Below are 23,493 nucleotides of genomic sequence, written 5' to 3'. Positions count from 1 at the left end.
TGTCTGTCTAGCGTCGGGTCGATGACGCAGAGTACTCGCGACGAAATCTAGCCATCAGCAGACAGGAACATTTGGCGCAGAACTTCGTCGATTGCTGATGACGATCGATCCCATACTCTGTCAACTGAGTTTGATGAAACCGTGGAGCCTTGGCGCGGTATCGTCAAAATCTGCGAACCCCAGGGATCGGTAGAAGTCGTGTTGCCTCGGTTCATCATCTGTGACGAGAACCTTCTGGCGCACGTCCTCGAACTTCTCGAACACCGTGGAAACCAGTGATCTGCCGATTCCTTGCCGCTGGAAGTCAGGCGCGACGAGGACGTCTTGGAGATACGCAATCGTCGCGCCGTCTCCGACCATACGGGCCAATCCGCACAGCTGACCGTCGATCCGGGCGGTGACGACACACCTCGATCCGTGTATCGCTGCGACAAGACGATCCGGATCGGTGGTGTAATTCGACCAGCCAACCGATTCGTAAAGCGCGAGCAGTTCATCCCGCGCGGGACGGTCGTCCAGCTGATAATCCACTGTCATGCTGCCATGCTAGCGATGTGTCCATCGCTCAGGGGAGATTCCGCGGCCCTCGAAACGCGATCGAGAACGCCCCGAGTGTTTCAGCAATCGAACTGTTCGACGACCACGATCCAGCCGCCGCACCGCCGGCGACACATATCTTCGACATCGCGCCCGCAACCTGACTGACCCGACCTGGACGACCGGTAGGTTCAGTGCCCCTTCGCCTCGTACTTCTTCGGCTCGGGGAGTCCGCGCTCGGCCCGCACCCGGCGGGAGACGGATTCGACCGCGCGCAGGGCGTCGACGACCATCTCCGGGGTCACCGGGAACGGCATATTGTGGATCGTCTCCTCCCGCACGGTCGCCGCCTTCGCCACCGCCTCGAGCTCCTTCGCGTCATCAGGACTCAGCCCCACCTCGGTGAGGGTGTTGGGCAGACCGACACGGGTCGTGAACTCGATGAAGTCCTCGATCTCCTCGGCATCGGCGCCTTCCATGATCAGCTGCGCGAGAGTGCCGACGTTGACCTTCTGCCCGTGGGCGAGACCGTGGGTCTGCGGAGCCGCCGTCAGCCCGTCGTGGATCGCATGGGCAGCCGCCAGGCCGCCGGCTTCGAAGCCGAGTCCGGAGAGCAGGGTGTTCGCCTCGACGACGGCCTCGAGGGCCGGGGTGACGGTCTTCGCGTTGACCGCGTCGATCGCTGCGAGGGCGTTTTCGTGGAGGATCTCCCAGCTCAGATGCGCCAGCGCGGTGCCCGCCTGGGTCGGGCGCCCACCGGACATCGTCTCACCGGTGCCGCGTGCCGTGGCCCGCGCTTCGATCCAGGTCGCGAGCGCATCGCCGATGCCGGCGATGAGGAAGTTCACCGGTGCGTTGGCCACGAGCTGGGTGTCGATGAGGACGAGGTCGGGGTTCTTGTGGAAGAAGCGGTACTCGAGGAACTCGCCGTCAGCGGTGTAGACGACCGACAGCCCCGAGGTGGGGGCATCCGAGGACGCCGCGGTGGGAATCGATGCCCACTTGATGCCGGCTTTGTGCCCGGCGGCCTTGGCCGAATCGATCGCCGACCCTCCGCCGAGGCCGACGATGACATCGTGACCGCCTGACCGGATTCGCTCGACCAGTCCGTCGATCGTCTCGGGGGTGGCGAAGCCGCTGAACGACTCGCGGACGACGTCGATGCCCGCGTCGGTGAAGCTCTTCTCGATCGGGGCTTCGACGAGACCCCACACGGTGTCGTCGGCGATGAGCAGAGGGGTGGTGCCGAGGGGTGCGAGATGGTCGGCGAGGTCGGCGATGACGTTCTTCCCCTGGACGTAGTGCGAGGGGCTGGAGAATGCGTACATGGGGTCTGTCCTTCCTGCGTGCGGCTTCCCGAGCCGACGCGGCGAGCCGTGGATGAGACCCGTCGGTCAGCCGATGGGGATCGCTCCTGTGCCGGAGCGCGCGGCCAGTCTATGCCCGTCGCCGAGGCGTCTCCACCTGACAAGGTGACTGTTCGATCACGTCAGCGACGTCCGGCACTGCGTGGACCCCCATGGCCGGCGGCTTCGCCGCCGTCCTCCGCCTCGGCGTCGTCGAGGAGTCCGATGAGAGCGCCGAGGGCGGGAGGCTGCCACCGGCGGGCATGGCAGATGAGCGAGACGGTCCACGTCAGGTCGGCGTCGCTGAGGGCGAGGGTGACGATTCCGGGCTGATCGCCGACAGCGGATTCGGGGAGCAGGGCGATGCCGAGGCCGTTGCGGACGAACGCGAGGATCATCGCCGCCGTCGATGATTCGACCATGACCGAGCGGCGCAGCCCGGCCGCGCGGAAGGCCTCGTCGGCGATCGCGCGGAGCCCGAATCCCGGTGGGAAGTCGATGAACGGCTCGGCCGCGATGTCGGCGAGCGCCGCGGAGCGCCGGGACACCAGCTCATGGTCGCCTGCGACGACGAGGACGACCGGAGTGCGCGCGATCTCGCGCACCGACAGCGCCGGATGGGGCGCGGAATCCGAGGAGAACGCCGCATCGAGCTGGTTGTTGACGACGTCCTGGCGCATCCCCACCGACCCGGTCGGTGAGGAGATCAGCTGCAGCTCGACCGCCGGGTAGCGCTGCCGGAAGCGGGCGAGGAGTTCGGGGAGATCGAACGGAGGCTCGAACGTCGGCGCACCGAGGCGGAGCCGACCGCTGACGACCCCGTCGACCTGCCGGACGGCCGCGAGCGCGGCCTGCTCGTCGGCGAGAAGCCCCTGCCCGCGGACGAGGAGTTCCTGTCCTGCGGGGGAGAGATGGAACTGCCTCGTCGTCCTGATGATGAGCGGCACGCCCACCTCCCGTTCGAGGGCCTTGATCCCCGCCGAGACGGTCGACTGCGAGACGTGGAGGGACTCGGCGGCACGGGTGAAGCTCTGCGCATTCGCGACGGCGACGAAGTACTCGAGCTGGCGAAGATCCATCCGCCAATTATCGCACGAGGCGATTTCTCATATCCGAATTATTCGTTGGACACGATGGCCGAGCGGGTGGACAGTGGAAGAAGCGCCCCTCCAATGGGCGCCCCTGACGACCGAGAGGCACGACCCCGCATGACGACGACACTGCACAGCACGCCCACGACGACGAGCACCCGACATGGCCTCGGCTTCTGGCTCGTCGCCGCCGCCTTCCTCATCGGCATGGCCTACTCGACGCTGCCGACCCCGCTCTACCCGCTCTACGCCGAGCGGGACGGCTTCTCGACATTCGTCGTCACCATCGTCTTCTCCGTCTATGCCGTCGGCGTCGTCATCAGCCTCATCCTCGTCGGCCACATCTCCGACTGGGTGGGACGCAAGCGCATCATCATCCCCGCGCTCGCCCTCGAGGCCGCCTCGGCGGTCATCTTCCTCCTCTGGCCGGATCTGCCCGGGCTCATCGCCGCCCGGTTCATCTCGGGACTGGGCATCGGCATGCTCACCGCCACGGCGACGGCGCACCTCCACGAACTCCACAGCCGCCACCGCCCGCATGCGACCGACTCCGCCCGCTCCGAGGTCGTCTCGATCGCTGCGAACATCGGCGGGCTCGGACTCGGCCCGCTGATCGCCGGCTTCCTCGCCCAATACGTCACCGGCCCCCTCGTCGTGCCCTACCTCGTGTTCCTCGTCCTCCTCATCGCGTCGATCGTCGCCGTCGCCCTTGCCCCCGAGACCGTCGACGTGCAGCCGTCGCGTCCGAGCTACCGGCCCCAGCTTCCCGGCGGGGCCGGGGGCGGCTTCTGGCAGGCCGCCGTCGCGGCACTGGCGGCCTTCTCCGTCTTCGGTGTCTTCACCTCGGTGACCCCGGAGTTCCTCGCCGAGGCGCTCCACGAACCCAGCAGACTCATCGCCGGTGCGGTGACGTTCGTCGTCTTCGCCGCCGCCGCGCTCGCCCAGACCGCGACCCAGCGGATGGCACCCCCGGTGCGGCTGAGGGTCGGAGTGCTTGCCGAGATCCTCGGCTTCGGCTTCCTCGTCGCCGGCACGGTCTCGGCCAGCCTCGTGCTCTTCCTCGTCGGAGGAGCGGTCGCGCGCGCGCGGCTTCCTCTTCAAGGGCGCGGTCGGCACGATCCTCGCGACCACCTCGGCGGACCGTCGCGGAGCGGCCCTGGCCGGTCTCTTCCTCGTCGCCTACCTCGGTCTCATCGTCCCCGTCGTCGGCCTGGGCCTGGCGGTCACCGTCCTGCCGTCGACGACGGCGATGATCGGATTGAGCGCCATCCTCGTCATCGTGCTCGCCGGGCTCGGTCTCAGCACCGTCCTCGGCGCGGGACGGTCGGGGACTGTGCGCGGATGAGCGCCCGTGGTCGACTAAGGTGGTCGCCATGGCCGACTCCCTGCTCATCCGCCCGGCACGAGGCGCCGAGGACTACCCGCGGCTCGTCGACATCTGGCGTTCGTCGGTGCTCGCGACGCACGATTTCCTCGCCGACGACCACCGCGACGCCATCGAGGAGCGGCTGGCCTCGGACTACTTCCCGCATGTCCGTCTCACCGTCGCCGAGCGCGGCGGAGTCGCCGTCGGCTTCGCCGGCACCGCCGATGGAAGCCTCGAGATGCTCTTCATCGACGCCGACCACCGAGGCGAGGGAGTCGGGACGAGGCTTCTCGACCATGTCATCTCCGCCGACGATGTGACGGCCGTCGACGTCAACGAGCAGAATGAGCAGGCCTACGGGTTCTATCTGAGTCGAGGCTTCACCGTCACCGGACGCAGCCCCGTCGACGCCGCCGGACTGCCGTATCCGCTGCTTCACATGACATTGGCCCGGGACGGAGTGACGCGGGACTAAGTGCCCCGGGACAGCGTGCCCCGCAACTGAGCGCCCCGCGCCAACGCGCCCCGCGGCTGAGCGCCCCGGCACTGGCGACGGCGCCCGACCGGGGTCAGTTCCCGAACTGCTCGAGCAGCGCCTGCGCGGAGTCCTTTCCGAGCTGGTTCGCCGCGAGGGGGCTGTCGCCGGTGAGGAGGTTGCGGTCGCGCGTCGTCGCTCCGGTCATGTCCTTGTTCGCGATCTCGATGCCCGCCTTCGTCAGCGCCTTCCCCAGCGCCCACGGCATCTTGCCCGGCAGGTAGCCGATCTCGATGTTCGCGCCCTCGTCGAGGGTGTCCGGGAAGGCGACGATCCGGTATCCGGCGAAGGGGTTCTCATCGCGGCCGACACCGGAGGCCAGCAGTGCGGCCGGGCCATGGCAGAGGGTGATGATGAGCCGGTCGTTGTCGAGGAAGTAGTCGAGGGTCTCGCCGAGGACGGCGCTGAAGGGGATGCCGTTCATCGCACCATGACCGCCGGGGATGAAGATCGCCGCATAGTCGTCGAGACCCTGTTCGAGCACCTCGGTGAGCTTCTTCGGCGCCTTGAACGCCTCCTTCGTCGCCTCCCACTCCGCGGTGACGGCCTCGTCGTCCTTCGGGTAGGCCCACCATTCGAACTTGCCCGGTTCGCCGTCGAGGGTCGCGATGTCGATCGCGTAGCCGGCCTGGGCGATGTGGTACATCGGCAGGAGCGTTTCGACGGGGTGGTTGCCGGTGGAGAAGAACGTCTCGTTCTGCATGAGCATGTAGCGCTCGTCGGTGGCGATGACGAGCACCTTCCACTTGCCGCCCGTGTACGTCTCGTCGGTGCCGAGGCCGTCGAAATCGGTCGTCGGCGCCGTGTACTGCGACAGCGAGTACGGCGACGGGAAGTAGGCGTTGTTCTCCGCCGGGTCCGGGGTGGGCTGGCGGTCCTGTGCTGAGTTGGCCATGGGATTCCTTCCGCAGAGTGTCGCCGAGGTTGTCCCCGGCTGGCAGCAGATGTGCAAGGCATCTTGCTGCTCGGTACGGCTTCAACCTAGTTGACCGTGAGTGCGTACACAAGGGACCGGCGGCGCCCCGGGGGCCGGGAATCGGCTGTGAGCCCAGCGGATGTGACACGATGAGCCCATGTCACCGGCGACAACGATGCTCCCGACCCCGACGCTCACCACGGACCGTCTTCGCCTGCGGCCGTTCGCTGATGCCGACGCCGAGGCGCTCTATGAGTTGCAGTCGAATGCGCGGGTGCTCGAGTACTGGGATTCACCGCCGTGGACCGACCGGACGATGATCGCGCGCTTCATGGCCGGCTGCCGGAGCATGGCGGAGAACGGGACCGGTGCACGGGTGGCCGTCGAGCGGAACGAAGACGCCGCGTTCATCGGCTGGGTCACGTTCAACAGCTGGAACCCCGATTTCCGGAGCGGATCCCTGGGATTCTGCTTCGCCGAGGAGGTCTGGGGACGCGGTTACGCGACCGAGGCGGCCCGGGCTCTGCTGGCATGGGCGTTCGACGCCCTCGACCTCAATCGCGTGCAGGCCGAAGCCGACACGCGCAACATCGGTTCGGCCCGCGTGCTCGAGAAGCTCGGCTTTCGCCGGGAGGGGACCCTGCGCGAGGACTGCATCGTAGCTGGTGTGGTCTCCGATTCCTGGGTCTACGGTCTGCTGCGGAGGGAGTGGGAGCATGACCCGGATTGAGCTGCGTCCGCTGCGCGTCGAGGACGCCGAGGTGATGGCCGCAGTCCTCGCCGATCCCGCGCTCTACGAGTTCACCGGCGGCCGCCCGCCGACCCGCGAGGCCCTGGTGAAGCAGTACGCCGCCCAAGTGCGCGGACGCTCATCGGATGGCAGCGAAGAGTGGATCAACCTCATCATCGAATGGGGTGTGCAGCGTCAGCCCGTCGGCTATGTTCAGGCGACCGTGACCGAGGCCGGCGGCACAGCGGAGATCGCCTGGGTGGTCGGAACCCCGTGGCAGCGGCAGGGCATCGCCACGCAGGCGGCGACGAGGCTGATGACCGACCTCGTCGATGACGGAGTCGGTGAGATCATCGCCCACATCCACCCCGCCCACACGGCCTCGCAGCGGATCGCGGAGAGCCTCGGCATGAACGCCACCGACACCGTCGTCGACGGGGAGGTGCGATGGATGCGGACGGCCGAGCCGCCGCTCCGTCCTGGCCGTGGACGACGTTCAATTTCGCTGGCGAGTGATGATGGTTGACTACCATCCGTGGATCGTCGAGCTCTATGACAGCGACAATCCCGGCGGCGCCGACCACGAGCACTTCCGTGCGCTCGCTCACCGAATGGGTGCCCGACGGATCCTCGACCTCGGCTGCGGGACGGGATTGCTCACGCGCTCACTCGCCGTGGACGGACGCCGAGTCGTCGGAATCGATCCGTCGGCCGCGATGATCGACTTCGCGGCGAGTCGAGATGAAGGACAGCGCGTCGAATGGATCAACGGCGATTCGACTGCGGTCCCGGCCGAGCGCTTCGACCTCGTCATCATGTCGGGAAACGTCGCCCAGCACATCAGCGACCCCGACTGGCAGGGCACTCTCCTCGACGTCCGCGCTGCACTGCGCACAAATGGAGTCCTGGCCTTCGAGAGCCGCAATCCGAGTGCCCGCGCGTGGGAGACGTGGTCGCAGCCCGAGGCGACGACGCGGATGACCGGACACGGGCCGCTGGAGGAATGGGCCGATGTCGACGACCTCGGCGAAGGTCGCATCCACGTCCGGTTCTCGAATCGTTTCGCCGACACCGATGAGGTCCTCGTCGAGGACGAGACCTTCGTCTTCCGCAGCAGGGAAACGCTGGAAGCACAGCTGACCGTAGCCGGGTTCACCGTCACCGAGGTGTGGGGTTCTTGGTCACGCCGACCATTCGTCGGAACCGAACCGCTCATCATCATCGAGGCGCAAGCAGTGTGATCGGCGCGTAGACTGCGTCGGGTCAGCCGTCCGCGCAGAAGGGGGTCTGCCGTGTTCACCGCGCCGCCGCTCGTCATCGCCGTCGTCCTGCTCCTGGTGCGCGGTCTGCTCGCCTTCACGTTCTTCCACGAATCACTGCTCAAGCTCAAGGACGTGCGCCGCTTCGCGAAGAACGACGGCCTGCCCCTGCCGCTGGCCTGGTTCGTGCCGATCGCGGAGTTCGCCGCCGCCCTGTCCTTCGCCACCGGTGTGCTCGCCCAATTCGCCGGCATCGGCGTCGTCGTGCTCATGCTCATCACGATCTCGATGCAGAACTTCCGGTGGCACAGCAAGTACTGGGCCGCCGACAACGGGTGGGAGTACGACCTCTTCCTCCTCACGCTCGCCGCGGTGATCGCGGTCTTCGGTGCCGGTCCGATCGCGATCCCGACGCTCGTCGGATTGGCGTAGAGGGATCAGCAGAGGTCAGCGCGGCATCCCGGCGGCATAGGCCGCCTGCCCGGCGTGCTGGGCGGCATCGTCGACGATCGAGACGAGACGGACGCCGCGGGTCACCGGGGGAGTCCAGTGCTCGTCGATGACGGCGTCGAAGTCCTCCGCGCTCAGCCGGTTCGCGTAGTCGATGAGGGCGCTCAGCGCAGCAGTGGCGTAGTCGACGAGGAGTCCCTGGTCGTTGACGACGATCTCCGAGGCCTGCTCGGGTGTGTGCCCGTAGCCGATGGTGTCGCCGATCGGACCGAGGTCGAAGCGGTCGCGGAACCGCTCCCACACCTGATCCTCCCCGGTGAGGCCGGCGAGCTGGACATCGACCTCGCGCCCGATGTGCCACAGCAGCCACGCGACCGAATTGGGATGGGACCCGGGGTGAGCGTTGAGCTCCTCGGGAGTGAGAGTCGGCAGGTTCTCGATCGTCTCGAGGGGACGCTTGGCGACATCGGCAAAGAGCTCAGTGATCGTCATGCCTCCCATTGTGCTCCGGCAGGGCCGGTTCGAGAGGCGCCGCGCACAGAATTCTTCAGACCGTCCCTTCCCCGGGATGACAGCGATCGCACGCGATCGGCACCAAACGCCGGGCCGCCTCGGCGGAATAAATCATCGCCGGTCGCGGCTGTTGTGGGCACCACCCATCGTCAACGAAGGAGCAAGCACATGTCTGACTCAGGTCGCGTCGTCATCCTCGGCGGACACGGGAAGGTCGCCCTGCTGGCGGCCCCGAAGCTCACGGCCGCCGGCTTCACCGTCGACTCGGTCATCCGCAACCCCGACCAGGCCGGTGACGTCGAAGCCGCCGGGGCGAATCCGGTCGTCCTCGACATCGAAACCGCGGACACCGATGCCCTCGCCGAGGTGTTCGCCGGTGCCGCGGCGATCGTCTTCTCCGCAGGGGCCGGCGGTGGCAGCCCCGAGCGGACCAAGGCCGTCGACCTCGAGGCCGCCAAACGCGCGATCGACGCCGCCGAACAGGCCGGAGTCAAGCGCTTCGTCATGGTCTCCTTTGCCAGTGCGAGCGTCGACCGCGACCGCGTCGATCCGTCGAACGCGTTCTACCCGTACGTCGAGGCCAAGCACGGCGCGGACGCCTACCTGCGTGAGAGCCCGCTCGACTACACGATCCTCGGGCCGGGTCATCTCACCCTCGATCCCTCGCCGGGCGCCGTCGTCATCGCCGATGAACGCGGTGACATCGACGGCCGCACCCCCGGTGAGGGGCAGGCGGAGACGTCGCGTGAGCTCGTCGCCGATGTCATCACCTACGTCATCGCCAATGACGCCGACGTGCGGGAGACCGTGAACTTCTACGACGGTGCGACCCCGCTCGCCGAGGCGCTCAGCTGAGCCGATTCCACAGCCGGTGAGTCAGCCCGCTCGGCGTGCTCACGACTCGAGTGCGAAGCGCTCGTCGAGCACGCCGGGATCGTCCCACAGGTGCACCCTGGTGCCGAGGACGACCGGCACCGTGATCGTGTGCATGAAGTCGACGAGGTCGGCGTCGAGGAACTGCCTGATCGTCGACGGGCCGCCGCCGAGCCGGACATCGCGTCCGCCCGCGGCGGCCCTCGCCGTCTCCAGGGCCGTGGCGGGGTAGGCGTCGATGAAGTGGAAGACGGTGCCGTTGGCGAATTCGATGGGCGGCCGGGGATGGTGGGTGAGGATGAAGCACGGAGTCGCGAACGGCGGCGCATCATCCCACCACCCCTGCCAGCCGTCGTCGGGCCACGGCCCGGTCTGGGGGCCGAACTTCTTGCGGCCCATGATCTCGGCGCCGATGCCCTGCCCCCACATGCTGAAGAGCGCACGGTCGACGGTGATCGGAGCATCAGCGCGATCGATGCCCATGATGACGCGACCGTCGAAGCGGGAGAAGAGCGCCGCCGCGTCGCCGATGGGCTCATCGAAGGTGACGTGATCGCCCGCGGCGAAGCCGTCGAGGGAGACGAAGAGATTGTGAATGCGCGTGCGGAACATCGTTGGCCTCCGGAGCAGGTCGATTGTCGGTGACAATGGAACCCAGCGTAGGATGATGCACTTGCAGAACACAATCACTTGAAGGAGGATGCGTGGCTGGGCAACCGAGGTCGGGCTGTGCGATCAATGCCGCCGTCGAGGTGCTCGGCGATTCGTGGAGCCTCATCATCCTCCGCGACATCGTCTTCGGCGGTCGCCGCCACTTCCGGGAGCTGCTCACGCAGAACAACGAGGGCATCGCCTCGAACATGCTCGCCAGCCGACTGAGGAAACTGGTGGACGAAGGGCTCCTGACCAAGGCGGAGGCGGTCCGCGGTCAGAAGGCGAAATACTCGCTCACCGAGGCGGGGATCCAGACCCTGCCGGTCATGGTTGCACTCGGAACCTGGGGGATGACCCACCGCGAGACCTCACCGGAGCTGACGATCCGATCCAGACTCATGACCGACGACCCCCAGCTCGTCTCCGGCCTCATGGAGGAGCTGAGGGAGACTCACCTCGGCGTTCCGCGTCCCGATCCGGCTTCACCGCGCGCTTCAGAACGGCTGCAGGCTGCTGTCAAAGCGGAGATCGCCGGAAGCTGAGTCGGTCGTCGAACCTGGTTGCGGCCGGCACCGGTGATCGGGGATTGCCGTGCTGAGGTCGCTGGGACGATTCTGTTGTCCGATCCTTCAAGGTGTGGTTCCATGGAATAAGCAGTTGCATAATGCAATCGCTTTGATCCCGATACTGATCCCGAAGGAGCGATCATGGTGAGCGGACTCATGGCCGACATCAGAGTCGGCAGCGAGGAGCAAGCGACCGAATGGCATTCCCGGCTCTTCGTGCCGCATTCTCCCGAGCGCCGGTCCGGACGGAAACCAGGTGGTGGTCTTCGGTGAGTGAGCTCGCAGACGCTCAGGGAGCACCTGTGGCCGCGACGATCAGCCTCGGTGCTGATATCGAACACCCGGTCTCGACAGTGTGGGCCGCCTTCGCCGATACAGATCAGCGTGTGCAGTGGGGAGTCCCCGAAGGGGAGGAGATGGTCTGCGACATCGACGAATTCCGCCCCGGTGGATCGATCAGCGCCCGTTGCGGGGCGCCTGGAGCACTGGAGTTCGCATCGACTGGGCAGTACTGCGCTGTCTTGCCGCAGCGTTACATCGTGACCACCGAGACTCTCACCAAAGACGATGAGATCCTCTCGACCGCCATCATCACCTGGACCCTGACAGCCACCTCAGCGGGCACCAGAGTCGAGCTCGTCGACCAGGTCGTCTCCTTCGTCGGTCAGGGAATGATCGACGGCCACCGGAACGGCCACGACATCTGCCTGCGACAGCTCGCCGAATTCCTCAGTTCGTGAGATCCGCAGCCCACGGAAGATCGGCGCCGGTACGGCCGACGGTGATCCCGGCCAACGCCGACGCCCTGTCGCCCAATGACGTCAGCTCCGCAGTGCCGAGGTCGGACACCGCTGACGTCGCGGCATGCAGATCGTGGATGAGGGAGACCATGAACGTGTCCCCTGCGCCGATCGTATCCGCGACGTCGACCGGAGCCGAAGCCACCGTCACCCGCGCCGAGGCGGTCGCCAGGACTGCGCCCTCACCTCCGCGCGTCATCGCCACCAGGTCCGGACCAAGGCCGAGCAGACGATCGACCTGCGCTTCTTCAGCGAGGTCGGGATAGAGCCACTCGGCATCGACATCGCTGAGCTTGAGGACGTCGACGCGTGCGGCGAGCTCCTCGAATCGGGCCAGTGCCGCCGTCCGCTCGCCGATGATCGTCGGGCGGATGTTCGGGTCGAACGTCACCAGTCGAGTGGATGGGTGACGGTTGTCGAGCAGGGCGTCGATCGTCTCCGCGCCGGGTGGGAGGAATGCCGCGATCGAGCCGATGTGGATGGCCTCCCACGGCTCCTCTGCGACCGGTGTCGGATCGGGATTCCAGCGCAGGTGGAAGTCGTATTCGGCCGACCCGTCGGCGGAGAGGGTCGCGCGCGCCGTCGAGGTCGCACCCTGAGGGGTCGCATGGACGGTGACGTTCGAGGCCCGCAGGTGGGAGAGGACGAATCCGCCGTGGAAGTCATCTCCGAGGTCCGTGAGCAGGGCGACCTCGTCACCGAGGCGACCGAGGCCGAGCGCGACATTGGCCGGCGCGCCTCCAGGGGCGTACCTGTCGGGTGCGTCGGGAGTCGAGACGATGTCGATGAGGGCCTCACCGATGACGAGAGTGGTCATCACCCCAGTCTATGGAGCGGCGGTGGTCGTCGACGCCGGTTCCTCCGATCGCGCGGGGACCGCGCCCGATGCGCTGTCCGGGGCAGCGGCCGGTGCGGGCGTCTCGAGCAATCGCACATCGGGGAAGGAGAATCGCACGCGACTCGAAACTCTCTGTGGCCTGAATCTCTCTCATGTCAGTGCCGGATGGCACCGTGAGGTCATGGACAACATCACGGAGAACCCAGAGATCAGGCAGGTCATCGACACGGCGTCGGCTCGCATCCTCAATCCCCGACCAGGCGAATGTCTCGTGTGCTACGTCTTCCGACAGCTCGGGGAGTTCGGCTGCAACGGCACGCACCGCTTCGCCGAGAGCTTCCGCGACAGCACGGCACCACGGGCGACGGCTCTCCTCGCACGTCTGGGCAGCATGGGCGCATGCTGCTGTGACTGCGAGATGTTCCTCAATGCGTATGCGTTCGCACAGCGACCGCTGCTCATGCGCGGGCCTCTGGCCGAGGCCATCGGCACGCGCATGAGCGTTGAGGAGCTCGAGGCCGCAGGTGCGCTGCCGATGGATCCGGCTCGTGCTGACACCACGGGCGGGCAGAATGCACCCTCCGACATCTACCTCTGCTGTCAGTTCGTGCGGCGCGGATCCACGCAGCCGTGCGGAAACTGGAGGAGACAACGCCGATGGTGAGGCGAACCCCCGGGGGACCGCGCAGGCAATGCGGCACCGGGGTGTGCAGAGAGGCTGCGCGGACAGGCTGCGCGGAGTCCCTCAGCAGCCGGTCCGAAAGAATGCTCACTTCTGCCGATCCGGCAGAATGAACATATGACTCTGCTGCTCTTCCTCGACTGCGACCCGGGCATCGACGACGCGATCGCGCTCGCCTACCTCCTGTGCCAGGACGACGTCGATGTCGTCGGCATCGCCGCCTCGGGCGGGAACGTTCCCACTGCGCAGGTCGTCGAGAACACGCGGAGATGGCTCACGCTCGCCGGAGCCGACGACCTCCCCGTCCACGCGGGCCATGCCCTGCCGCTGGCTCGCCGGAGATCAGCAGCCGCACAGATGCCATCCGGACCGGTCGTGGGGGAGCCCGACACCGTCGACATCGAGTACGCCGACCTCACCCACGGCCAGACCGGTGCCGGCTACGCCACCCTGCCGGAACCGACGGTGCCGCTCAGCCCCACCTCGGCGGCACAGGCGTGGGTCGACGCCGCCCGCGCGCACCCCGGCGAGCTCATCGGCATCGTCATCGGGCCGTCGACGAACCTCGCGCTCGCCCTGGAGATCGAACCCCGGCTGCCCCACCTGCTCCGCCGCCTCTTCATCATGGGCGGGGCCTTCAACTACCGCGGCAACACGCACCCGACGACGGAATGGAACGTCACCTTCGACCCCGAATCGACCGCCGCCGTCCTCGCGGCCTTCGACCGGGCCCGTCACGAGCACCCCGACATCGCTCTGCCCGTCATCGCCCCGATCGAAGCCACCGAAGCCGTGGCAATGACCCCCGAACGCTGGGCGGCCATCCTCTCAGGCGATGCGGACGACCGGTGGCACACAGTGCTCCGTGAACTCGGCGCGGCCCTGCGCTTCTACTTCGAGTTCCACGAATGGGACGGACTCGGCTACCTCGCCCACATCCACGACCCCTTCGTCGTTGCCTGCGCCCTCGCATGGGCCCGCGATCCTGACCGGTCGGAGAGCACCCTGCCCTGGTCGCAGACTGCCACAGCACCGGTCGACGTCGAACTCACCGGTACACTCACACGAGGCGAAACCGTCGCCGACTGGCTGGGGCGGTGGGGGAGAGAACCCAACGCAGAGATCATCCGCTCGATCGATGCCGAACTCTTCCTCGACCACCTCGGCGCCACACTGAAGAAGGGACCACACCATGGTTAGAGACACGACCACCCGCACTCTGTCTGGGCAGGGGCCAGCCGCACCGACTGGTCCCGGACAAACCCCCATCACTCTCACCCTCACCGTCCTCGGCACCGCCGTCATCCTCGCGACCTACCTCGTCGTCCTCCTCACCCAGCCCGCCAACCTCGGCACCGACCTCGGCCACACCACCCTGTGGGTCATGGTCGGGTACCTCGCCGGCGGCATCCTCCTGGCGGCCGGCACCCTGCCGCTCATTCCGCGCAGCATCATCGCGCTCATCCCCGTGGCCATCGCCCTCAACATCGTCATCGGCCAGGTCGTCGGCACGCTCACCCCGATCCCGCTCTACCTCGACTCCATCGGCACCGTGATGATCGGCGTTCTCGCCGGACCGGCAGCCGGAGCGTTCACCGGCATCATCTCGAACCTCATCTGGGGAGTGACCCTCAACCCCAGCGTCATCGCCTTCACCACCGGCGCTGCCTTCATCGGCGCCGCCGCCGGATGGGCCGCCCGCCTCGGCGCCTTCCGCACCCCCTGGTTCGCGGTGCTCGCCGGTGCGCTCGCGGGAATCCCCGCCGCGGCTCTCGGCGCCCCGGTGGCCGCCTACGTCTTCGGCGGCGGACTCGGGGCCGGCACCGGCGGCATCGTCGCGATCCTCCAAGCGGCCGGGCAGGAGATGCTCGCCGCGACTCTCGCCCAGAGCATCGTCTCCGACATCATCGACAAGGCGCTGATCTTCGGCCTCGCCTATCTCGTGCTCCGCACCCTGCCCCGCCGGATCCTCGACAGGTACCCGTTCACCGAACACAGCCGTCCCCCGCAGGCGCGCGCCCAGCGTCTGAGCTGAATGACGACAGCGATCCCGGAATCCCGAACCCGCTGGCACCCGGCCACCGACCTCATCGTCATGGCCTGCGCCCTCTTCCTCGTGTTCGGGATTCCGTCACCGGTCGTCCCCGCCGCCGTCATCCTCGGCACGCTCATCGCAGCGGTGGCGACAAGGCGGGTCTCGCTCACCCGGTGGGCGCTGACGGTGGCGGGCCTGAGCCTGCCGCTGCTCATCGTCGTCGGCCTCGTGCAGGGCCTCTTCTACCCCGGGACGGCGGTGACCGTGCTCTGGCAGTCCGGGGCCGTTCGCGTCACCGTCGAAGGCCTCGCGATCGCGGCCCAGATCTGGCTGCGGGTCACCGCGCTCATCGCCCTCGGTGCGCTGCTCGGGCTCGGCAACGACTCCGCGCAGCTCTTCGACGGCCTCATCGCACTCCGCCTGCCCGCAGCGGTGGCCTACATCTGCGCCTCCGCGCTCAGCCTCATCCCGTTGGTGCGCCGACGCACCACCGACGTCCTCGACGCCCTCGCCGCCCGCGGATGGCCGACACACCGGTGGGGAACGCGCATCCGGCTTCTCCCGCGCATCGTCGCAGGCCTCTTCACCTCCCTGCTCGTCGGCGTCGACCAACGCCACGAGGTCCTCGACCAGCGTGGCTTCGCCCGCTCCGACCACGCCGTTGACCTGCAGGATCACCGCGACGACCGGGTGCAGTCCCTCATCCGCCGAGGCGGTCCCCTCCTCACCGTCGCCCTCATCGTCACCTCGGTGGCCGGCTTCCTGCCCCTGCCGAGTGCCGACACGATCCTCGGAGGTCGAGGATGAGCGCCGTGCTCGACCTCGCCGGGGTCGACGTCACGTACCGGGCTGCGCAGGCGCCGGTGCTCACCGACATCAGCCTGCGGCTCGATCCCGGACGGATGCACGCGGTGCTCGGTCCGCAGCGGTCGGGGATCTCGGCACTGGCCCGGCTCACCGTCGGACTCCTCGCCGAGCAGGCGACCGTGACCGGCCACGCGGTCGTCACCGACAGCGCCGTCATGCTCGGAGACGATCCCGAGGCGCAGCTGTCGGGGATGACGAGCATCGTCGGCGACGAAGTGCAGCTGCCGAGCCGACTCCACGGCGTGACCGCCGACCGCTCGCGGGTGGCGGCGGCCGCCGCGCTCAGCACTTTCGGTCTCGGCGAACTGTGGGACCGACGCCTCGACACGCTCTCCGGTGGACAGCGGCAGCTCGTCGCGCTCGCCGGTCTCCTCGCCCTCGACCCCGTGCTCCTCGTCCTCGACGAGCCCGCGCTCTCGCTCGACCCGCGGATGCGCCGGAGTCTCATCGCCGGGCTGCGCGCCCACACGGACTCCGGGGGCGCGGTCCTCCTCACCGGCCACCAGTTCGACGACGTCGCCGAGGCCTGCGACGCCGTCAGCTTCCTCTCCTCGGGCACGCTGGGCGCCGCGGTGGAACCGGCCTCGCTCGAGGACGCCGCGATCGCCGGGCACGGCGTGTGGACATCGGTGCCGGCGCGTGCGTCCGCCCGGTCCCGAGACGCGGCGGCCCTCGCCTCCGAATCCGATGAGCCGAAGCCTGCTCTTCCCGACGACGGACAGCAGACCCCGCGACCGGCGCCGTGCTCACGATCGATGGCCTGCGGGTGGAACGGGGTGAGGCGGTGATCCTCGACGGCGTCGATCTCCGGCTGAATCCGGGAGAGCTCCTCGCGCTCACCGGTGCGAACGGTGCCGGGAAGTCGACGCTGCTGCGCGCTCTCCTCGGCCTCCTCGACCGCGGCGCCACGGTGACGGGTGCGATGACGGTGCACCGCCTCGGCGAGGACATCGTGCTGCCGGGCATGCCCGCGTGCCGGCGAGCCGCGCACCTCGGGTGGGTCGGTCAGGATCCGGGCACCCAGCTCTCGGCCTCGACGGTCGCCAGCGAGCTGCGGCGAGCCGCACCCCTGCCCCGACATCGGAGGCGTGAGCGTGAGGCCGTCGTCGCGGAGCGGGCAGCGGCGGTCGCCTCGGCGATGGCGACGCTGGGCCTCGCCGAGGCGGCCGAGTCCCATCCCTTCGACCTCGGGACTGCGCGGCGGAAGGACGTCGTCATCGCCTCGGCGCTCATCACGGAACCGACGGTCCTTCTGCTCGACGAACCGACACAGGGCAGGGACGCGGCGGCGATGGCGAGGCTCAACGATGTCGTCGCGGACTTCTGCGGGCGAGGCGGCGCCGTCATCGCGGTCACCCACGACCGGCGGTGGGCGGGATCGGCCGCCGATCGGATCGTCACTCTCGACAGGGGTCGCCTCGGCGCGACGGGCGCCGACGTCTGAGCGCGGCTGGCGCCGACGCCTGAGCGTGGGCGGTGTCGCGAGACCAGTGGTGGGTGGTCGGTGTCGAGTGGTCGGTGGTGCGTGGCCGGCGGTGGCTCAGTAGTCGTAGGACGATTCGGTCGTCAGCGTGCCCGGGGTGCGGAATTTCTGCAGGTGGATGTGGCGGGCGAAGCGGATGACCGGGCGGATGAGCATCTCGATGCTGCCGAGGACGAAGAGGCACGTGCCGGCGAACATGAGCGAGTCGGAGAAGAACATGAAGCTGCCGATGAGGAACCACAGGCCGATGAGGACATCGTTGGCGATGCTGATCATCTGGTAGCGCTGGCGGATGACGATCTCGTCGTGTCCGATGTGCATGATGAGGTCGTGTTCCTGCGTGGTCAAGCAGTCCTCCAGAGGGTGGGTGGGAAAAGGGCCGTTGCGATTTTATGCGGGGCTGCGGTGCGCGCGCCATCTGAGATAGAGCTCGGCGGTGGACTCGCAGGAAGACTCAGCTCGCGCGGAGACTCGATGGTTGTCGGTGGTTTGCCGGTGGTTCGCCGGTCGTCGGCGCAGACGCCGGACATGCGGCTCTTCCGACCGGGCTGTTCGGCAGCGACAGCGGGAGAGCGGTGCGACGCTTCGGGACCGTGGGCGTCGGATTCTGCGGCACATGACCGTCACGCATGCGTCACCCGTGGGACGCGTCGACGCTGCCGTGTCAGTGGCGTCGGCTACAGTCGGCATCACCGACACTCACCACGCGCCAGACTCTCGATGAGGAGACATCATGAGCCGTTCCGTGCAGATCACCGTCGACTGTCATGACCCGATCCTCGTGGCGAGGTTCTGGGCGGAGGTCCTCGGCTACGTCATCCCCGGGCCGCCCGGTGCCTCGCTCGCCGACGGGCAGGATCCGTTCGACGCGTGGAGGGAGTTCCTCGAGGGACTCGGCGTCGAGATGAGACCGGAGGACATGCGCGCCGCGATCGAAGACCCGGCCGGGCGCGGCCCGCGGGTGTTCTTCCAGACGGTCCCCGAGGAGAAGACGGTGAAGAACCGCATCCACCTCGACGTCCGTGCCGCACCCGGACTGCAGGGTGCCGATCGGATGGACGCCCTCGAGGCCGAATGCAATCGGCTGGTCGCCCTCGGGGCGAAACGTCTGCAGCGGTTCGAACCGAAACCGCCGATGGAGACCGGTTTCATCGTCATGGCCGATCCCGAGGGCAACGAGTTCTGCCTCGACTGAACCGTCTGACTGGACCGACCCGGCTGCCTCGACTGGCTCGGCTGCCCGGACCGACGATGTTGCCTCGATCGACCACGGTGTCTCGACTGAGCCTGCCGACTCGGGTCGATCCGATGATAGTTCTCTTATTTTCCTGACGGGCCTCCGGTCGCATTGCTACCGTGACTGGTATGAAGACTGCGAAGCCGACCTATCTCGCCGCTGTCGTCACGCTCGCCTTCAGCCTCGCCCTGACCGGGTGCGCCGGCGGGAATGCCGAATCCCAGACCGCAGACGCCGCGTCGAGCCAGCCGACGCAGGCCGGAGCGGTGAGCTCCGAATCGGCTGAGGAGAGCGCACCTGCCGACCCGTCCGCGCAAGCCGACCAGTCCGAGCAGACTGGCCAGTCCGGCCAGTCCGCACTGTCGGCCGACGCCGACCTGAGCCGGGTCCAGCCGCAGGTGACCCCCGAGGACGCGATCGCCGCAGCGCAGGCCGACGTCGGCGACGGCACCGTCCACGCCATCGAACTCGACCACGACCGCCGTGACGACGCGTGGCAGTACGAGGTCAAGATCCTCTCCGGCACGACGGACTACGACGTCACGGTCGATGCGGACTCCGGCGACGTCGTCAGCCGCGACGAGGACACCACCGACGACTTCGAGCAGGCCATCGACCTCAGCTCGCCGATGACGTTCGACGAGGCGCTCGGCCTCGCCGCCGGGCAGGGCACAGGGCGCCTGACGAGCTGGAAGCTCGAATCCGACGACGATCGCATCGAGTACCAGTTCGACTACGAGGACGGCAATGCCGACACCGAGGTCACCGTGGACGTGGACTCGAAGACGGTCACCGTCGACAACTGAGGTCAGGGCAAGTGAGGCCATGGCACCTGAAGTCGCGCCCGGTCCGACGAGGTCGCGACCGGTCCGCCGCCTGTGTGTCACCGCCTCGGGCTAGGCTGATCCCATGCACTCAAGCGCTGCGCCCCCGGTCGGCCGCCTCGAAGTCATCACCGGTCCGATGTTCTCCGGCAAGTCCGAAGAGCTCATGCGCCGTGTCCGTCGTGCCCGCATCGCGGGCGTCAACGCGCTCGTCATCAGCCATTCCCTCGACACCCGCGCCGAACTCTCGGCCGTCACCTCGCACATCGGGGTCAACATCCCCGCGATTCCCGTCGGCAACGTCACCGACCTCGCCGCGGTCGCCGCGGCGGAGGATTTCGACCTCATCGCCATCGACGAAGCGCAGTTCTTCGGTCCCGACCTCGTCCCGGTCGTCGACGACTCCTGGCCACGGGTGCCACGGTCATCGTCGAAGGCCTCTGCGTGACCTTCGACGGTGCACCGTTCGAACCATTGCCGACCTTCATGGCACTCGCCGAGGACGTCACGAAGCTCACCGCAGTCTGCACGATCTGCGGTCGCGACGCCGTGTTCCATGAGCGCATCGCCGCGCAGCCGACCGGTGCCGCCACTGACATCGACGCCAGCCACGTCGGCGGCCTCGACTCCTACGTCGCCCGCTGCCGGGAGCACTTCGGTCAGGGAGCAGCAACGCGCCCCGTGACAGACGGGTGATGAGCCCGAAACCGGCCTCACCATGACCCCGGCAGCGGCCTCACCCTGATCCGGCGGAGGCCCTGTCGTCAGCCCGGCGAGGTCACGACTCGATGGCAGCCCACGTCTCCCGCCAGATGTCGGCGAGGGCCGCGATGTTGTAATGCGCGTTCAAGCCGCTCGGCTGCGGCACGACGCGCAGAGCGACGTCCTCCGGCCACCCGGGAATGAGCGAAGTGTCCTGAACGCCGAGCGTCGCCTTCGGCTGGGAGAACGCGATCCGGAACGAGGTGATCCCGGCGATCGCCACGGCTGCCGGCCGAAGATCGGCCAAACGCGCGACGAGGCGGGCACCGCCGTCGCGCAGCTCCTCGTTCGTCAGCTCATCGGCCCGGACCGTGGCCCGCCCGACGAGGTTGGTGATCCCGATGCCCCGGGAGAGCAGATGCTCCTCATCCTCTGCGGAGAGACCGAGCGAGGCATCGACGAGGTGATCGGTCAGCCCGCCCCGATGGAGCGAGGGCCAGAAGCGATTGCCCGGACGGGCGAAGGGAGCGTTGACCGCCGCTGTCCACAGGCCCGGATTGATGCCGACGATGAGCAGGGAGAGTCCTCCCGGCCCGGCCGGGAGGACATCGTCGATGGCATCGGGATCGTCGGTGGCGAACTGCGCGAGGTCGTCCTTCGTCGGCTTCCGCCCGCCGAGCGGCGATGGTCTGCGGGGTCGGCGATTTTCGGCTGGCACGCCACCCAGACTACCGTCGAAGGACGACGCGTCGAACGGAGGCCCGCCATGAGCCACGAGCACACCCGCCCCCGCCCCGGTGAGTCCGCGCCCTTCCACTTCGAGTCGGTGTGGCGGGTGGCCGATCCCCTTCCTGCGGTGTGGTCGGTCCTCACCGACGTCGAGGCCTGGCCGCAGTGGTGGCCGGGCATCGCCGCGGCCACCACTGACGACTCCGGAGTCCACCCCGGCAGCCGCGCGGGGATCACCGTGCGCAGCCCCCTCGGCGTCGCGTTCGACATCACGCTGTCCATCGAGGGTCTCACTCCACCGCGGCAGGTGCGCCTCCTCGCCGACGGCGACCTGCGCGGGGTCGGCGTCTGGACCCTGGCGCGCACCGGGCCGCTCACCGCGATCTCCGCGACCTGGTGCGTGACGACCAGGCGGCGATCCGTCCGGGCCCTCAGGCCGATCTCCGCCGGCATGCACGGCATCGTCATGCGAGCCGGCGAGAGCGGACTGCGTCGCCGCCTCAGCGAACTGGCGTAGTCTCCGTCGCCGTCCACGCCTCGATGCCTCCGGCCAATGACCGGATGCGGACGTTCGGCGGCGCTTCGCTGCTCACTGCCGAGACGGCGCGAGCCGACCGCACCCCCGACCTGCAGTGGACGACGATGTCGGTGGCCGGGCCGACCGCCTCGGCGAGGGACGGCCAGCCGCGGTCGACGACGTCGTCGAGGGGGACGTGCACGCTGCCGGGAATCGCCTCGAGCTCCCGCTCCCACGTCTCCCGGACATCGACGATCACCGGCGCCGAGGTGAGCGCGCGAACCTCGTCGGCCGTGACCTCCGCCACCCCGGACGGAGCCGGCGCCCCCACCGCGGGTGCCGCACACGCTGCGGCCACCTCGGCGAGATCGGTGACAGCGGGGCGGTCCGGGTCGGGCGAGAAGCGCAGCGTCGTCACGGTCGTGCTCAGCGCATCGACCCGCAGCAGGCGGCCGAGCAGGGGATCGCCGATGCCGCAGATGAGCTTGATCGCCTCGGCGGCCATGAGCGACCCGACGAGCCCGCAGAGCACCCCGAGCACTCCGCCCTCGGCACAGCTCGGCACGGAATCGGCGTCGGGGATGTCGGGGAAGAGGTCGCGCAGCATCGGACCGTGACCGGGGGCGAACGTGCTCACCTGCCCCTCGAAGCGGAAGATCGTTCCCCACACCAGGGGTGTGCCGGTGAGTTCGGCAGCGTCATTGGACAGGTAACGGGTCGCGAAGTTGTCCGCCCCGTCGATGACGAGGTCGTGGGCGGCGAAGAGCTCAAGGGCGTTGTCCGGGCTCAGGCGCTCGGCAACCGTCTCGACGGTGAGGCCGGGATCGAGCCGGAGCAGGGCATCGCGCGCGGATTCGACCTTGGGACGGCCGACATCGGCATCCCGGTGGAGGATCTGGCGCTGCAGGTTCGACACGTCGACGACATCGTCGTCGATGACGGTCAGCTGCCCGATCCCGGCCGCCCCGAGGTATTGGAGGACCGGGGCGCCGAGACCGCCGGCGCCGATGACGAGGATCTTCGCCGCGCGCAGGCGGCGCTGACCGGTCACCCCGACATCGGGCAGGCTGAGATGCCGGGAGTAGCGTGCGATCTCCGCGGGGCTGAGCTCGGGTCCGGGTTCGACGAGCGGTCTCACGGTCCCATCACCAGGTTCTCGACCGAGGTCGTGCGGGCGGTCTCCGCGGTCACCCGCCCGTCGTCGGGCGACGATGCGAGCGCGAGCGGACGTCTGGGGATCCGTCCCGCCCCGGCCGCGAGGCGACCGGCGTCGACGGCGAGCCGCATCGCCTGCGCCATCGCCGGGCGTCGTGCGCGCGGGTGACGGCGGAGGCGAGCAGCACCGCGGTGCACCCGAGCTCCATGGCCAGGGCGGCGTCCGAGGCGGTGCCGATGCCCGCGTCGAGGATGACCGGCACCTGGGCGCGGGAGACGATCGTCTCGATGTTGTGCGGGTTGAGGATGCCCAGGCCCGAACCGATCGGGGCGCCGGCGGGCATGACCGCGGCGACCCCGGCGTCCTCGAGCCGCTTCGCCAGCGCGGGATCGTCGTTCGTGTAGGCGAAGACCGTGAAGCCGTCGAGGACGAGCTCCTCGGCGGCGCGGAAGAGTTCGACGGGGTCGGGCAGCAGGGTGTCCTCGTCGGCGATGACCTCGAGTTTGACCCAGTTCGTCTCGAGCGCCTCCCGGGCCAGCTGGGCAGTGAGCACGGCATCGCGGGCCGTGTAGCAGCCGGCCGTGTTCGGCAGCGAGCGGATGCCCAGCCGCTCGAGGAGCGCGAACACCGAATCCCTGGCCGCGGCGTCGAAGCGGCGGATCGCGACCGTCGTCAGCTCTGTCGCCGAGGCGGTCAGGGCGTCCTCGAGGATGCGCAGAGTGCTCGCCCCACCGGTGCCCATGACGAGGTGGGAGTCGAAGGTGACGGTGTCGATGGTCCAGCTCAT

29 protein-coding genes and 2 pseudogenes are annotated in these 23,493 nt (G+C 68.4%); 20 read left to right on the top strand and 11 right to left on the bottom strand.

The genetic code is table 11. The annotated features are described in order from the left end of the window. Positions 1-120: 120 nt before the first annotated feature. From AC2W7K_RS08260 to AC2W7K_RS08250, 3 genes are all read right to left on the bottom strand, one after another. On the bottom strand, positions 121-537 hold the full coding sequence (locus AC2W7K_RS08260; protein ID WP_198498455.1) for a GNAT family N-acetyltransferase: 417 nt from the start codon (positions 535-537) through the stop codon (positions 121-123). A gap of 191 nt (positions 538-728) precedes the next feature. After that, entirely contained in the window at positions 729-1,865 is a 1,137-nt protein-coding gene (locus AC2W7K_RS08255; RefSeq protein ID WP_486005995.1) for a glycerol dehydrogenase, read from the bottom strand. Between the two features lie 161 nt (positions 1,866-2,026). After that, a complete protein-coding gene (locus AC2W7K_RS08250) occupies positions 2,027-2,962 on the bottom strand; it encodes a LysR family transcriptional regulator (protein ID WP_486005994.1) in 936 nt (311 codons plus the stop codon). Positions 2,963-3,016: 54 nt separating this feature from the next. On the opposite strand from AC2W7K_RS08250, the pseudogene AC2W7K_RS08245 reads away from it, so the two are divergent. Next, positions 3,017-4,033, top strand: a pseudogene (locus AC2W7K_RS08245) (MFS transporter); the annotation flags it as partial. Positions 4,034-4,347: 314 nt separating this feature from the next. After that, a complete protein-coding gene (locus AC2W7K_RS08240) occupies positions 4,348-4,815 on the top strand; it encodes an acetyltransferase (protein ID WP_198498459.1) in 468 nt (155 codons plus the stop codon). A gap of 94 nt (positions 4,816-4,909) precedes the next feature. On the opposite strand, the gene hchA is transcribed toward AC2W7K_RS08240, so the two are convergent. After that, the gene (gene hchA / locus AC2W7K_RS08235) at positions 4,910-5,770 is read right to left on the bottom strand and encodes a glyoxalase III HchA (protein WP_198498460.1); all 861 of its coding nucleotides are present in this window, start codon (positions 5,768-5,770) and stop codon (positions 4,910-4,912) included. Between the two features lie 178 nt (positions 5,771-5,948). Here hchA and AC2W7K_RS08230 point away from each other — a divergent pair, with 178 nt between their 5' ends. Genes AC2W7K_RS08230 through AC2W7K_RS08215 form a run of 4 tightly spaced genes read left to right on the top strand, consistent with a single transcriptional unit; the run spans position 5,949 to position 8,212 of the window. Further along, entirely contained in the window at positions 5,949-6,521 is a 573-nt protein-coding gene (locus tag AC2W7K_RS08230) for a GNAT family N-acetyltransferase (RefSeq protein ID WP_198498461.1), read from the top strand. Next, positions 6,508-7,047, top strand: a complete 540-nt coding sequence (locus tag AC2W7K_RS08225) for a GNAT family N-acetyltransferase (protein WP_198498462.1) — start codon at positions 6,508-6,510, stop codon at positions 7,045-7,047. Before AC2W7K_RS08230 ends, AC2W7K_RS08225 begins: the two co-directional genes overlap by 14 nt. Next, the gene (locus AC2W7K_RS08220; RefSeq protein WP_198500939.1) at positions 7,040-7,762 is read left to right on the top strand and encodes a class I SAM-dependent methyltransferase; all 723 of its coding nucleotides are present in this window, start codon (positions 7,040-7,042) and stop codon (positions 7,760-7,762) included. The genes AC2W7K_RS08225 and AC2W7K_RS08220 overlap by 8 nt, the downstream gene beginning before the upstream one ends. 51 nt (positions 7,763-7,813) lie before the next feature. After that, positions 7,814-8,212: a DoxX family protein gene (locus tag AC2W7K_RS08215; protein WP_198498463.1), complete on the top strand. Its 399-nt coding sequence runs from the start codon at positions 7,814-7,816 to the stop codon at positions 8,210-8,212. Between the two features lie 15 nt (positions 8,213-8,227). Here the strand turns inward: AC2W7K_RS08215 and AC2W7K_RS08210 are convergent, their stop codons facing one another. After that, complete coding sequence (locus AC2W7K_RS08210) at positions 8,228-8,722, bottom strand: mycothiol transferase (protein ID WP_198498464.1); 495 nt, start codon at positions 8,720-8,722, stop codon at positions 8,228-8,230. Between the two features lie 189 nt (positions 8,723-8,911). On the opposite strand from AC2W7K_RS08210, the gene AC2W7K_RS08205 reads away from it, so the two are divergent. After that, positions 8,912-9,598 (top strand): SDR family oxidoreductase, encoded by a 687-nt coding sequence (locus AC2W7K_RS08205; protein ID WP_198498465.1) that lies wholly within the window; start codon positions 8,912-8,914, stop codon positions 9,596-9,598. Between the two features lie 39 nt (positions 9,599-9,637). Here the strand turns inward: AC2W7K_RS08205 and AC2W7K_RS08200 are convergent, their stop codons facing one another. Beyond that, positions 9,638-10,228, bottom strand: coding sequence for a dihydrofolate reductase family protein (locus tag AC2W7K_RS08200; protein ID WP_486005993.1), 591 nt, complete (start codon positions 10,226-10,228; stop codon positions 9,638-9,640). Between the two features lie 92 nt (positions 10,229-10,320). Here AC2W7K_RS08200 and AC2W7K_RS08195 point away from each other — a divergent pair, with 92 nt between their 5' ends. Next, complete coding sequence (locus AC2W7K_RS08195) at positions 10,321-10,812, top strand: winged helix-turn-helix transcriptional regulator (protein ID WP_198498467.1); 492 nt, start codon at positions 10,321-10,323, stop codon at positions 10,810-10,812. A 221-nt stretch (positions 10,813-11,033) separates the two neighbouring features. After that, a complete protein-coding gene (locus tag AC2W7K_RS08190; protein WP_232623558.1) occupies positions 11,034-11,576 on the top strand; it encodes an SRPBCC domain-containing protein in 543 nt (180 codons plus the stop codon). Here the strand turns inward: AC2W7K_RS08190 and AC2W7K_RS08185 are convergent. Then, a complete protein-coding gene (locus tag AC2W7K_RS08185; RefSeq protein ID WP_198498469.1) occupies positions 11,566-12,453 on the bottom strand; it encodes a carbohydrate kinase family protein in 888 nt (295 codons plus the stop codon). The genes AC2W7K_RS08190 and AC2W7K_RS08185 overlap by 11 nt on opposite strands. Positions 12,454-12,655: 202 nt before the next feature. On the opposite strand from AC2W7K_RS08185, the gene AC2W7K_RS08180 reads away from it, so the two are divergent. The 6 genes from AC2W7K_RS08180 to AC2W7K_RS08155 all read left to right on the top strand — a co-directional run bounded on the left by AC2W7K_RS08180 (position 12,656) and on the right by AC2W7K_RS08155 (position 17,502). Further along, positions 12,656-13,138, top strand: coding sequence for a DUF2695 domain-containing protein (locus AC2W7K_RS08180; RefSeq protein WP_211977852.1), 483 nt, complete (start codon positions 12,656-12,658; stop codon positions 13,136-13,138). 135 nt (positions 13,139-13,273) lie between these two features. Continuing rightward, entirely contained in the window at positions 13,274-14,356 is a 1,083-nt protein-coding gene (locus tag AC2W7K_RS08175; protein ID WP_198498471.1) for a nucleoside hydrolase, read from the top strand. Further along, positions 14,349-15,191, top strand: coding sequence for a histidine kinase (locus AC2W7K_RS08170; RefSeq protein WP_344258570.1), 843 nt, complete (start codon positions 14,349-14,351; stop codon positions 15,189-15,191). The genes AC2W7K_RS08175 and AC2W7K_RS08170 overlap by 8 nt, the downstream gene beginning before the upstream one ends. Beyond that, the gene (locus AC2W7K_RS08165) at positions 15,192-15,998 is read left to right on the top strand and encodes an energy-coupling factor transporter transmembrane component T family protein (protein ID WP_344258568.1); all 807 of its coding nucleotides are present in this window, start codon (positions 15,192-15,194) and stop codon (positions 15,996-15,998) included. It abuts the gene before it with no gap. Then, positions 15,995-16,846: an ATP-binding cassette domain-containing protein gene (locus AC2W7K_RS08160; protein ID WP_486005992.1), complete on the top strand. Its 852-nt coding sequence runs from the start codon at positions 15,995-15,997 to the stop codon at positions 16,844-16,846. Before AC2W7K_RS08165 ends, AC2W7K_RS08160 begins: the two co-directional genes overlap by 4 nt. After that, entirely contained in the window at positions 16,801-17,502 is a 702-nt protein-coding gene (locus AC2W7K_RS08155; RefSeq protein WP_486005991.1) for an ATP-binding cassette domain-containing protein, read from the top strand. Before AC2W7K_RS08160 ends, AC2W7K_RS08155 begins: the two co-directional genes overlap by 46 nt. Positions 17,503-17,598: 96 nt before the next feature. Here the strand turns inward: AC2W7K_RS08155 and AC2W7K_RS08150 are convergent, their stop codons facing one another. Next, on the bottom strand, positions 17,599-17,889 hold the full coding sequence (locus AC2W7K_RS08150; RefSeq protein ID WP_198498475.1) for a YrhK family protein: 291 nt from the start codon (positions 17,887-17,889) through the stop codon (positions 17,599-17,601). A 385-nt stretch (positions 17,890-18,274) separates the two neighbouring features. On the opposite strand from AC2W7K_RS08150, the gene AC2W7K_RS08145 reads away from it, so the two are divergent. The 4 genes from AC2W7K_RS08145 to AC2W7K_RS08130 all read left to right on the top strand — a co-directional run bounded on the left by AC2W7K_RS08145 (position 18,275) and on the right by AC2W7K_RS08130 (position 20,298). After that, positions 18,275-18,736 carry a VOC family protein gene (locus tag AC2W7K_RS08145; protein ID WP_344258564.1) on the top strand — a complete coding sequence of 154 codons (462 nt, stop codon included), beginning with the start codon at positions 18,275-18,277 and terminating at the stop codon, positions 18,734-18,736. Between the two features lie 170 nt (positions 18,737-18,906). Continuing rightward, entirely contained in the window at positions 18,907-19,584 is a 678-nt protein-coding gene (locus tag AC2W7K_RS08140; RefSeq protein ID WP_486005990.1) for a PepSY domain-containing protein, read from the top strand. Positions 19,585-19,687: 103 nt separating this feature from the next. Next, complete coding sequence (locus tag AC2W7K_RS08135) at positions 19,688-20,050, top strand: thymidine kinase (RefSeq protein ID WP_486005989.1); 363 nt, start codon at positions 19,688-19,690, stop codon at positions 20,048-20,050. Continuing rightward, positions 20,047-20,298, top strand: a complete 252-nt coding sequence (locus AC2W7K_RS08130; RefSeq protein ID WP_486005988.1) for a hypothetical protein — start codon at positions 20,047-20,049, stop codon at positions 20,296-20,298. The genes AC2W7K_RS08135 and AC2W7K_RS08130 overlap by 4 nt, the downstream gene beginning before the upstream one ends. Positions 20,299-20,380: 82 nt before the next feature. Here AC2W7K_RS08130 and AC2W7K_RS08125 read toward each other — a convergent pair whose 3' ends face one another. Next, entirely contained in the window at positions 20,381-21,022 is a 642-nt protein-coding gene (locus AC2W7K_RS08125) for a mismatch-specific DNA-glycosylase (protein WP_486005987.1), read from the bottom strand. 48 nt (positions 21,023-21,070) lie between these two features. On the opposite strand from AC2W7K_RS08125, the gene AC2W7K_RS08120 reads away from it, so the two are divergent. Continuing rightward, positions 21,071-21,550 carry an SRPBCC family protein gene (locus AC2W7K_RS08120; RefSeq protein ID WP_486005986.1) on the top strand — a complete coding sequence of 160 codons (480 nt, stop codon included), beginning with the start codon at positions 21,071-21,073 and terminating at the stop codon, positions 21,548-21,550. Here AC2W7K_RS08120 and moeB read toward each other — a convergent pair. Further along, positions 21,534-22,688: a molybdopterin-synthase adenylyltransferase MoeB gene (moeB, locus tag AC2W7K_RS08115; protein ID WP_486005985.1), complete on the bottom strand. Its 1,155-nt coding sequence runs from the start codon at positions 22,686-22,688 to the stop codon at positions 21,534-21,536. The genes AC2W7K_RS08120 and moeB overlap by 17 nt on opposite strands. Beyond that, positions 22,685-23,493 (bottom strand): annotated as a pseudogene (locus AC2W7K_RS08110) (thiazole synthase). The gene moeB and the pseudogene AC2W7K_RS08110 overlap by 4 nt, the downstream one beginning before the upstream one ends.

The organism is Brevibacterium sp. LAARM2_SD2 (assembly GCF_057364785.1).
This window is presented reverse-complemented; position numbering and strand designations above follow the sequence as displayed.

What these genes read in the sequence shown, in the direction of transcription:
- AC2W7K_RS08260 (WP_198498455.1), bottom strand. Translation starts at nt 537, where the DNA reads ATGACAGTGGATTATCAGCTGGACGACCGTCCCGCGCGGGATGAACTG.
- AC2W7K_RS08255 (WP_486005995.1), bottom strand. Translation starts at nt 1,865, where the DNA reads ATGTACGCATTCTCCAGCCCCTCGCACTACGTCCAGGGGAAGAACGTC.
- AC2W7K_RS08250 (WP_486005994.1), bottom strand. Translation starts at nt 2,962, where the DNA reads ATGGATCTTCGCCAGCTCGAGTACTTCGTCGCCGTCGCGAATGCGCAG.
- AC2W7K_RS08240 (WP_198498459.1), top strand. Translation starts at nt 4,348, where the DNA reads ATGGCCGACTCCCTGCTCATCCGCCCGGCACGAGGCGCCGAGGACTAC.
- hchA (WP_198498460.1), bottom strand. Translation starts at nt 5,770, where the DNA reads ATGGCCAACTCAGCACAGGACCGCCAGCCCACCCCGGACCCGGCGGAG.
- AC2W7K_RS08230 (WP_198498461.1), top strand. Translation starts at nt 5,949, where the DNA reads ATGTCACCGGCGACAACGATGCTCCCGACCCCGACGCTCACCACGGAC.
- AC2W7K_RS08225 (WP_198498462.1), top strand. Translation starts at nt 6,508, where the DNA reads ATGACCCGGATTGAGCTGCGTCCGCTGCGCGTCGAGGACGCCGAGGTG.
- AC2W7K_RS08220 (WP_198500939.1), top strand. Translation starts at nt 7,040, where the DNA reads ATGGTTGACTACCATCCGTGGATCGTCGAGCTCTATGACAGCGACAAT.
- AC2W7K_RS08210 (WP_198498464.1), bottom strand. Translation starts at nt 8,722, where the DNA reads ATGACGATCACTGAGCTCTTTGCCGATGTCGCCAAGCGTCCCCTCGAG.
- AC2W7K_RS08205 (WP_198498465.1), top strand. Translation starts at nt 8,912, where the DNA reads ATGTCTGACTCAGGTCGCGTCGTCATCCTCGGCGGACACGGGAAGGTC.
- AC2W7K_RS08200 (WP_486005993.1), bottom strand. Translation starts at nt 10,228, where the DNA reads ATGTTCCGCACGCGCATTCACAATCTCTTCGTCTCCCTCGACGGCTTC.
- AC2W7K_RS08190 (WP_232623558.1), top strand. Translation starts at nt 11,034, where the DNA reads ATGGCATTCCCGGCTCTTCGTGCCGCATTCTCCCGAGCGCCGGTCCGG.
- AC2W7K_RS08185 (WP_198498469.1), bottom strand. Translation starts at nt 12,453, where the DNA reads ATGACCACTCTCGTCATCGGTGAGGCCCTCATCGACATCGTCTCGACT.
- AC2W7K_RS08180 (WP_211977852.1), top strand. Translation starts at nt 12,656, where the DNA reads ATGGACAACATCACGGAGAACCCAGAGATCAGGCAGGTCATCGACACG.
- AC2W7K_RS08175 (WP_198498471.1), top strand. Translation starts at nt 13,274, where the DNA reads ATGACTCTGCTGCTCTTCCTCGACTGCGACCCGGGCATCGACGACGCG.
- AC2W7K_RS08170 (WP_344258570.1), top strand. Translation starts at nt 14,349, where the DNA reads ATGGTTAGAGACACGACCACCCGCACTCTGTCTGGGCAGGGGCCAGCC.
- AC2W7K_RS08165 (WP_344258568.1), top strand. Translation starts at nt 15,192, where the DNA reads ATGACGACAGCGATCCCGGAATCCCGAACCCGCTGGCACCCGGCCACC.
- AC2W7K_RS08160 (WP_486005992.1), top strand. Translation starts at nt 15,995, where the DNA reads ATGAGCGCCGTGCTCGACCTCGCCGGGGTCGACGTCACGTACCGGGCT.
- AC2W7K_RS08145 (WP_344258564.1), top strand. Translation starts at nt 18,275, where the DNA reads ATGAGCCGTTCCGTGCAGATCACCGTCGACTGTCATGACCCGATCCTC.
- AC2W7K_RS08140 (WP_486005990.1), top strand. Translation starts at nt 18,907, where the DNA reads ATGAAGACTGCGAAGCCGACCTATCTCGCCGCTGTCGTCACGCTCGCC.
- AC2W7K_RS08135 (WP_486005989.1), top strand. Translation starts at nt 19,688, where the DNA reads ATGCACTCAAGCGCTGCGCCCCCGGTCGGCCGCCTCGAAGTCATCACC.
- AC2W7K_RS08120 (WP_486005986.1), top strand. Translation starts at nt 21,071, where the DNA reads ATGAGCCACGAGCACACCCGCCCCCGCCCCGGTGAGTCCGCGCCCTTC.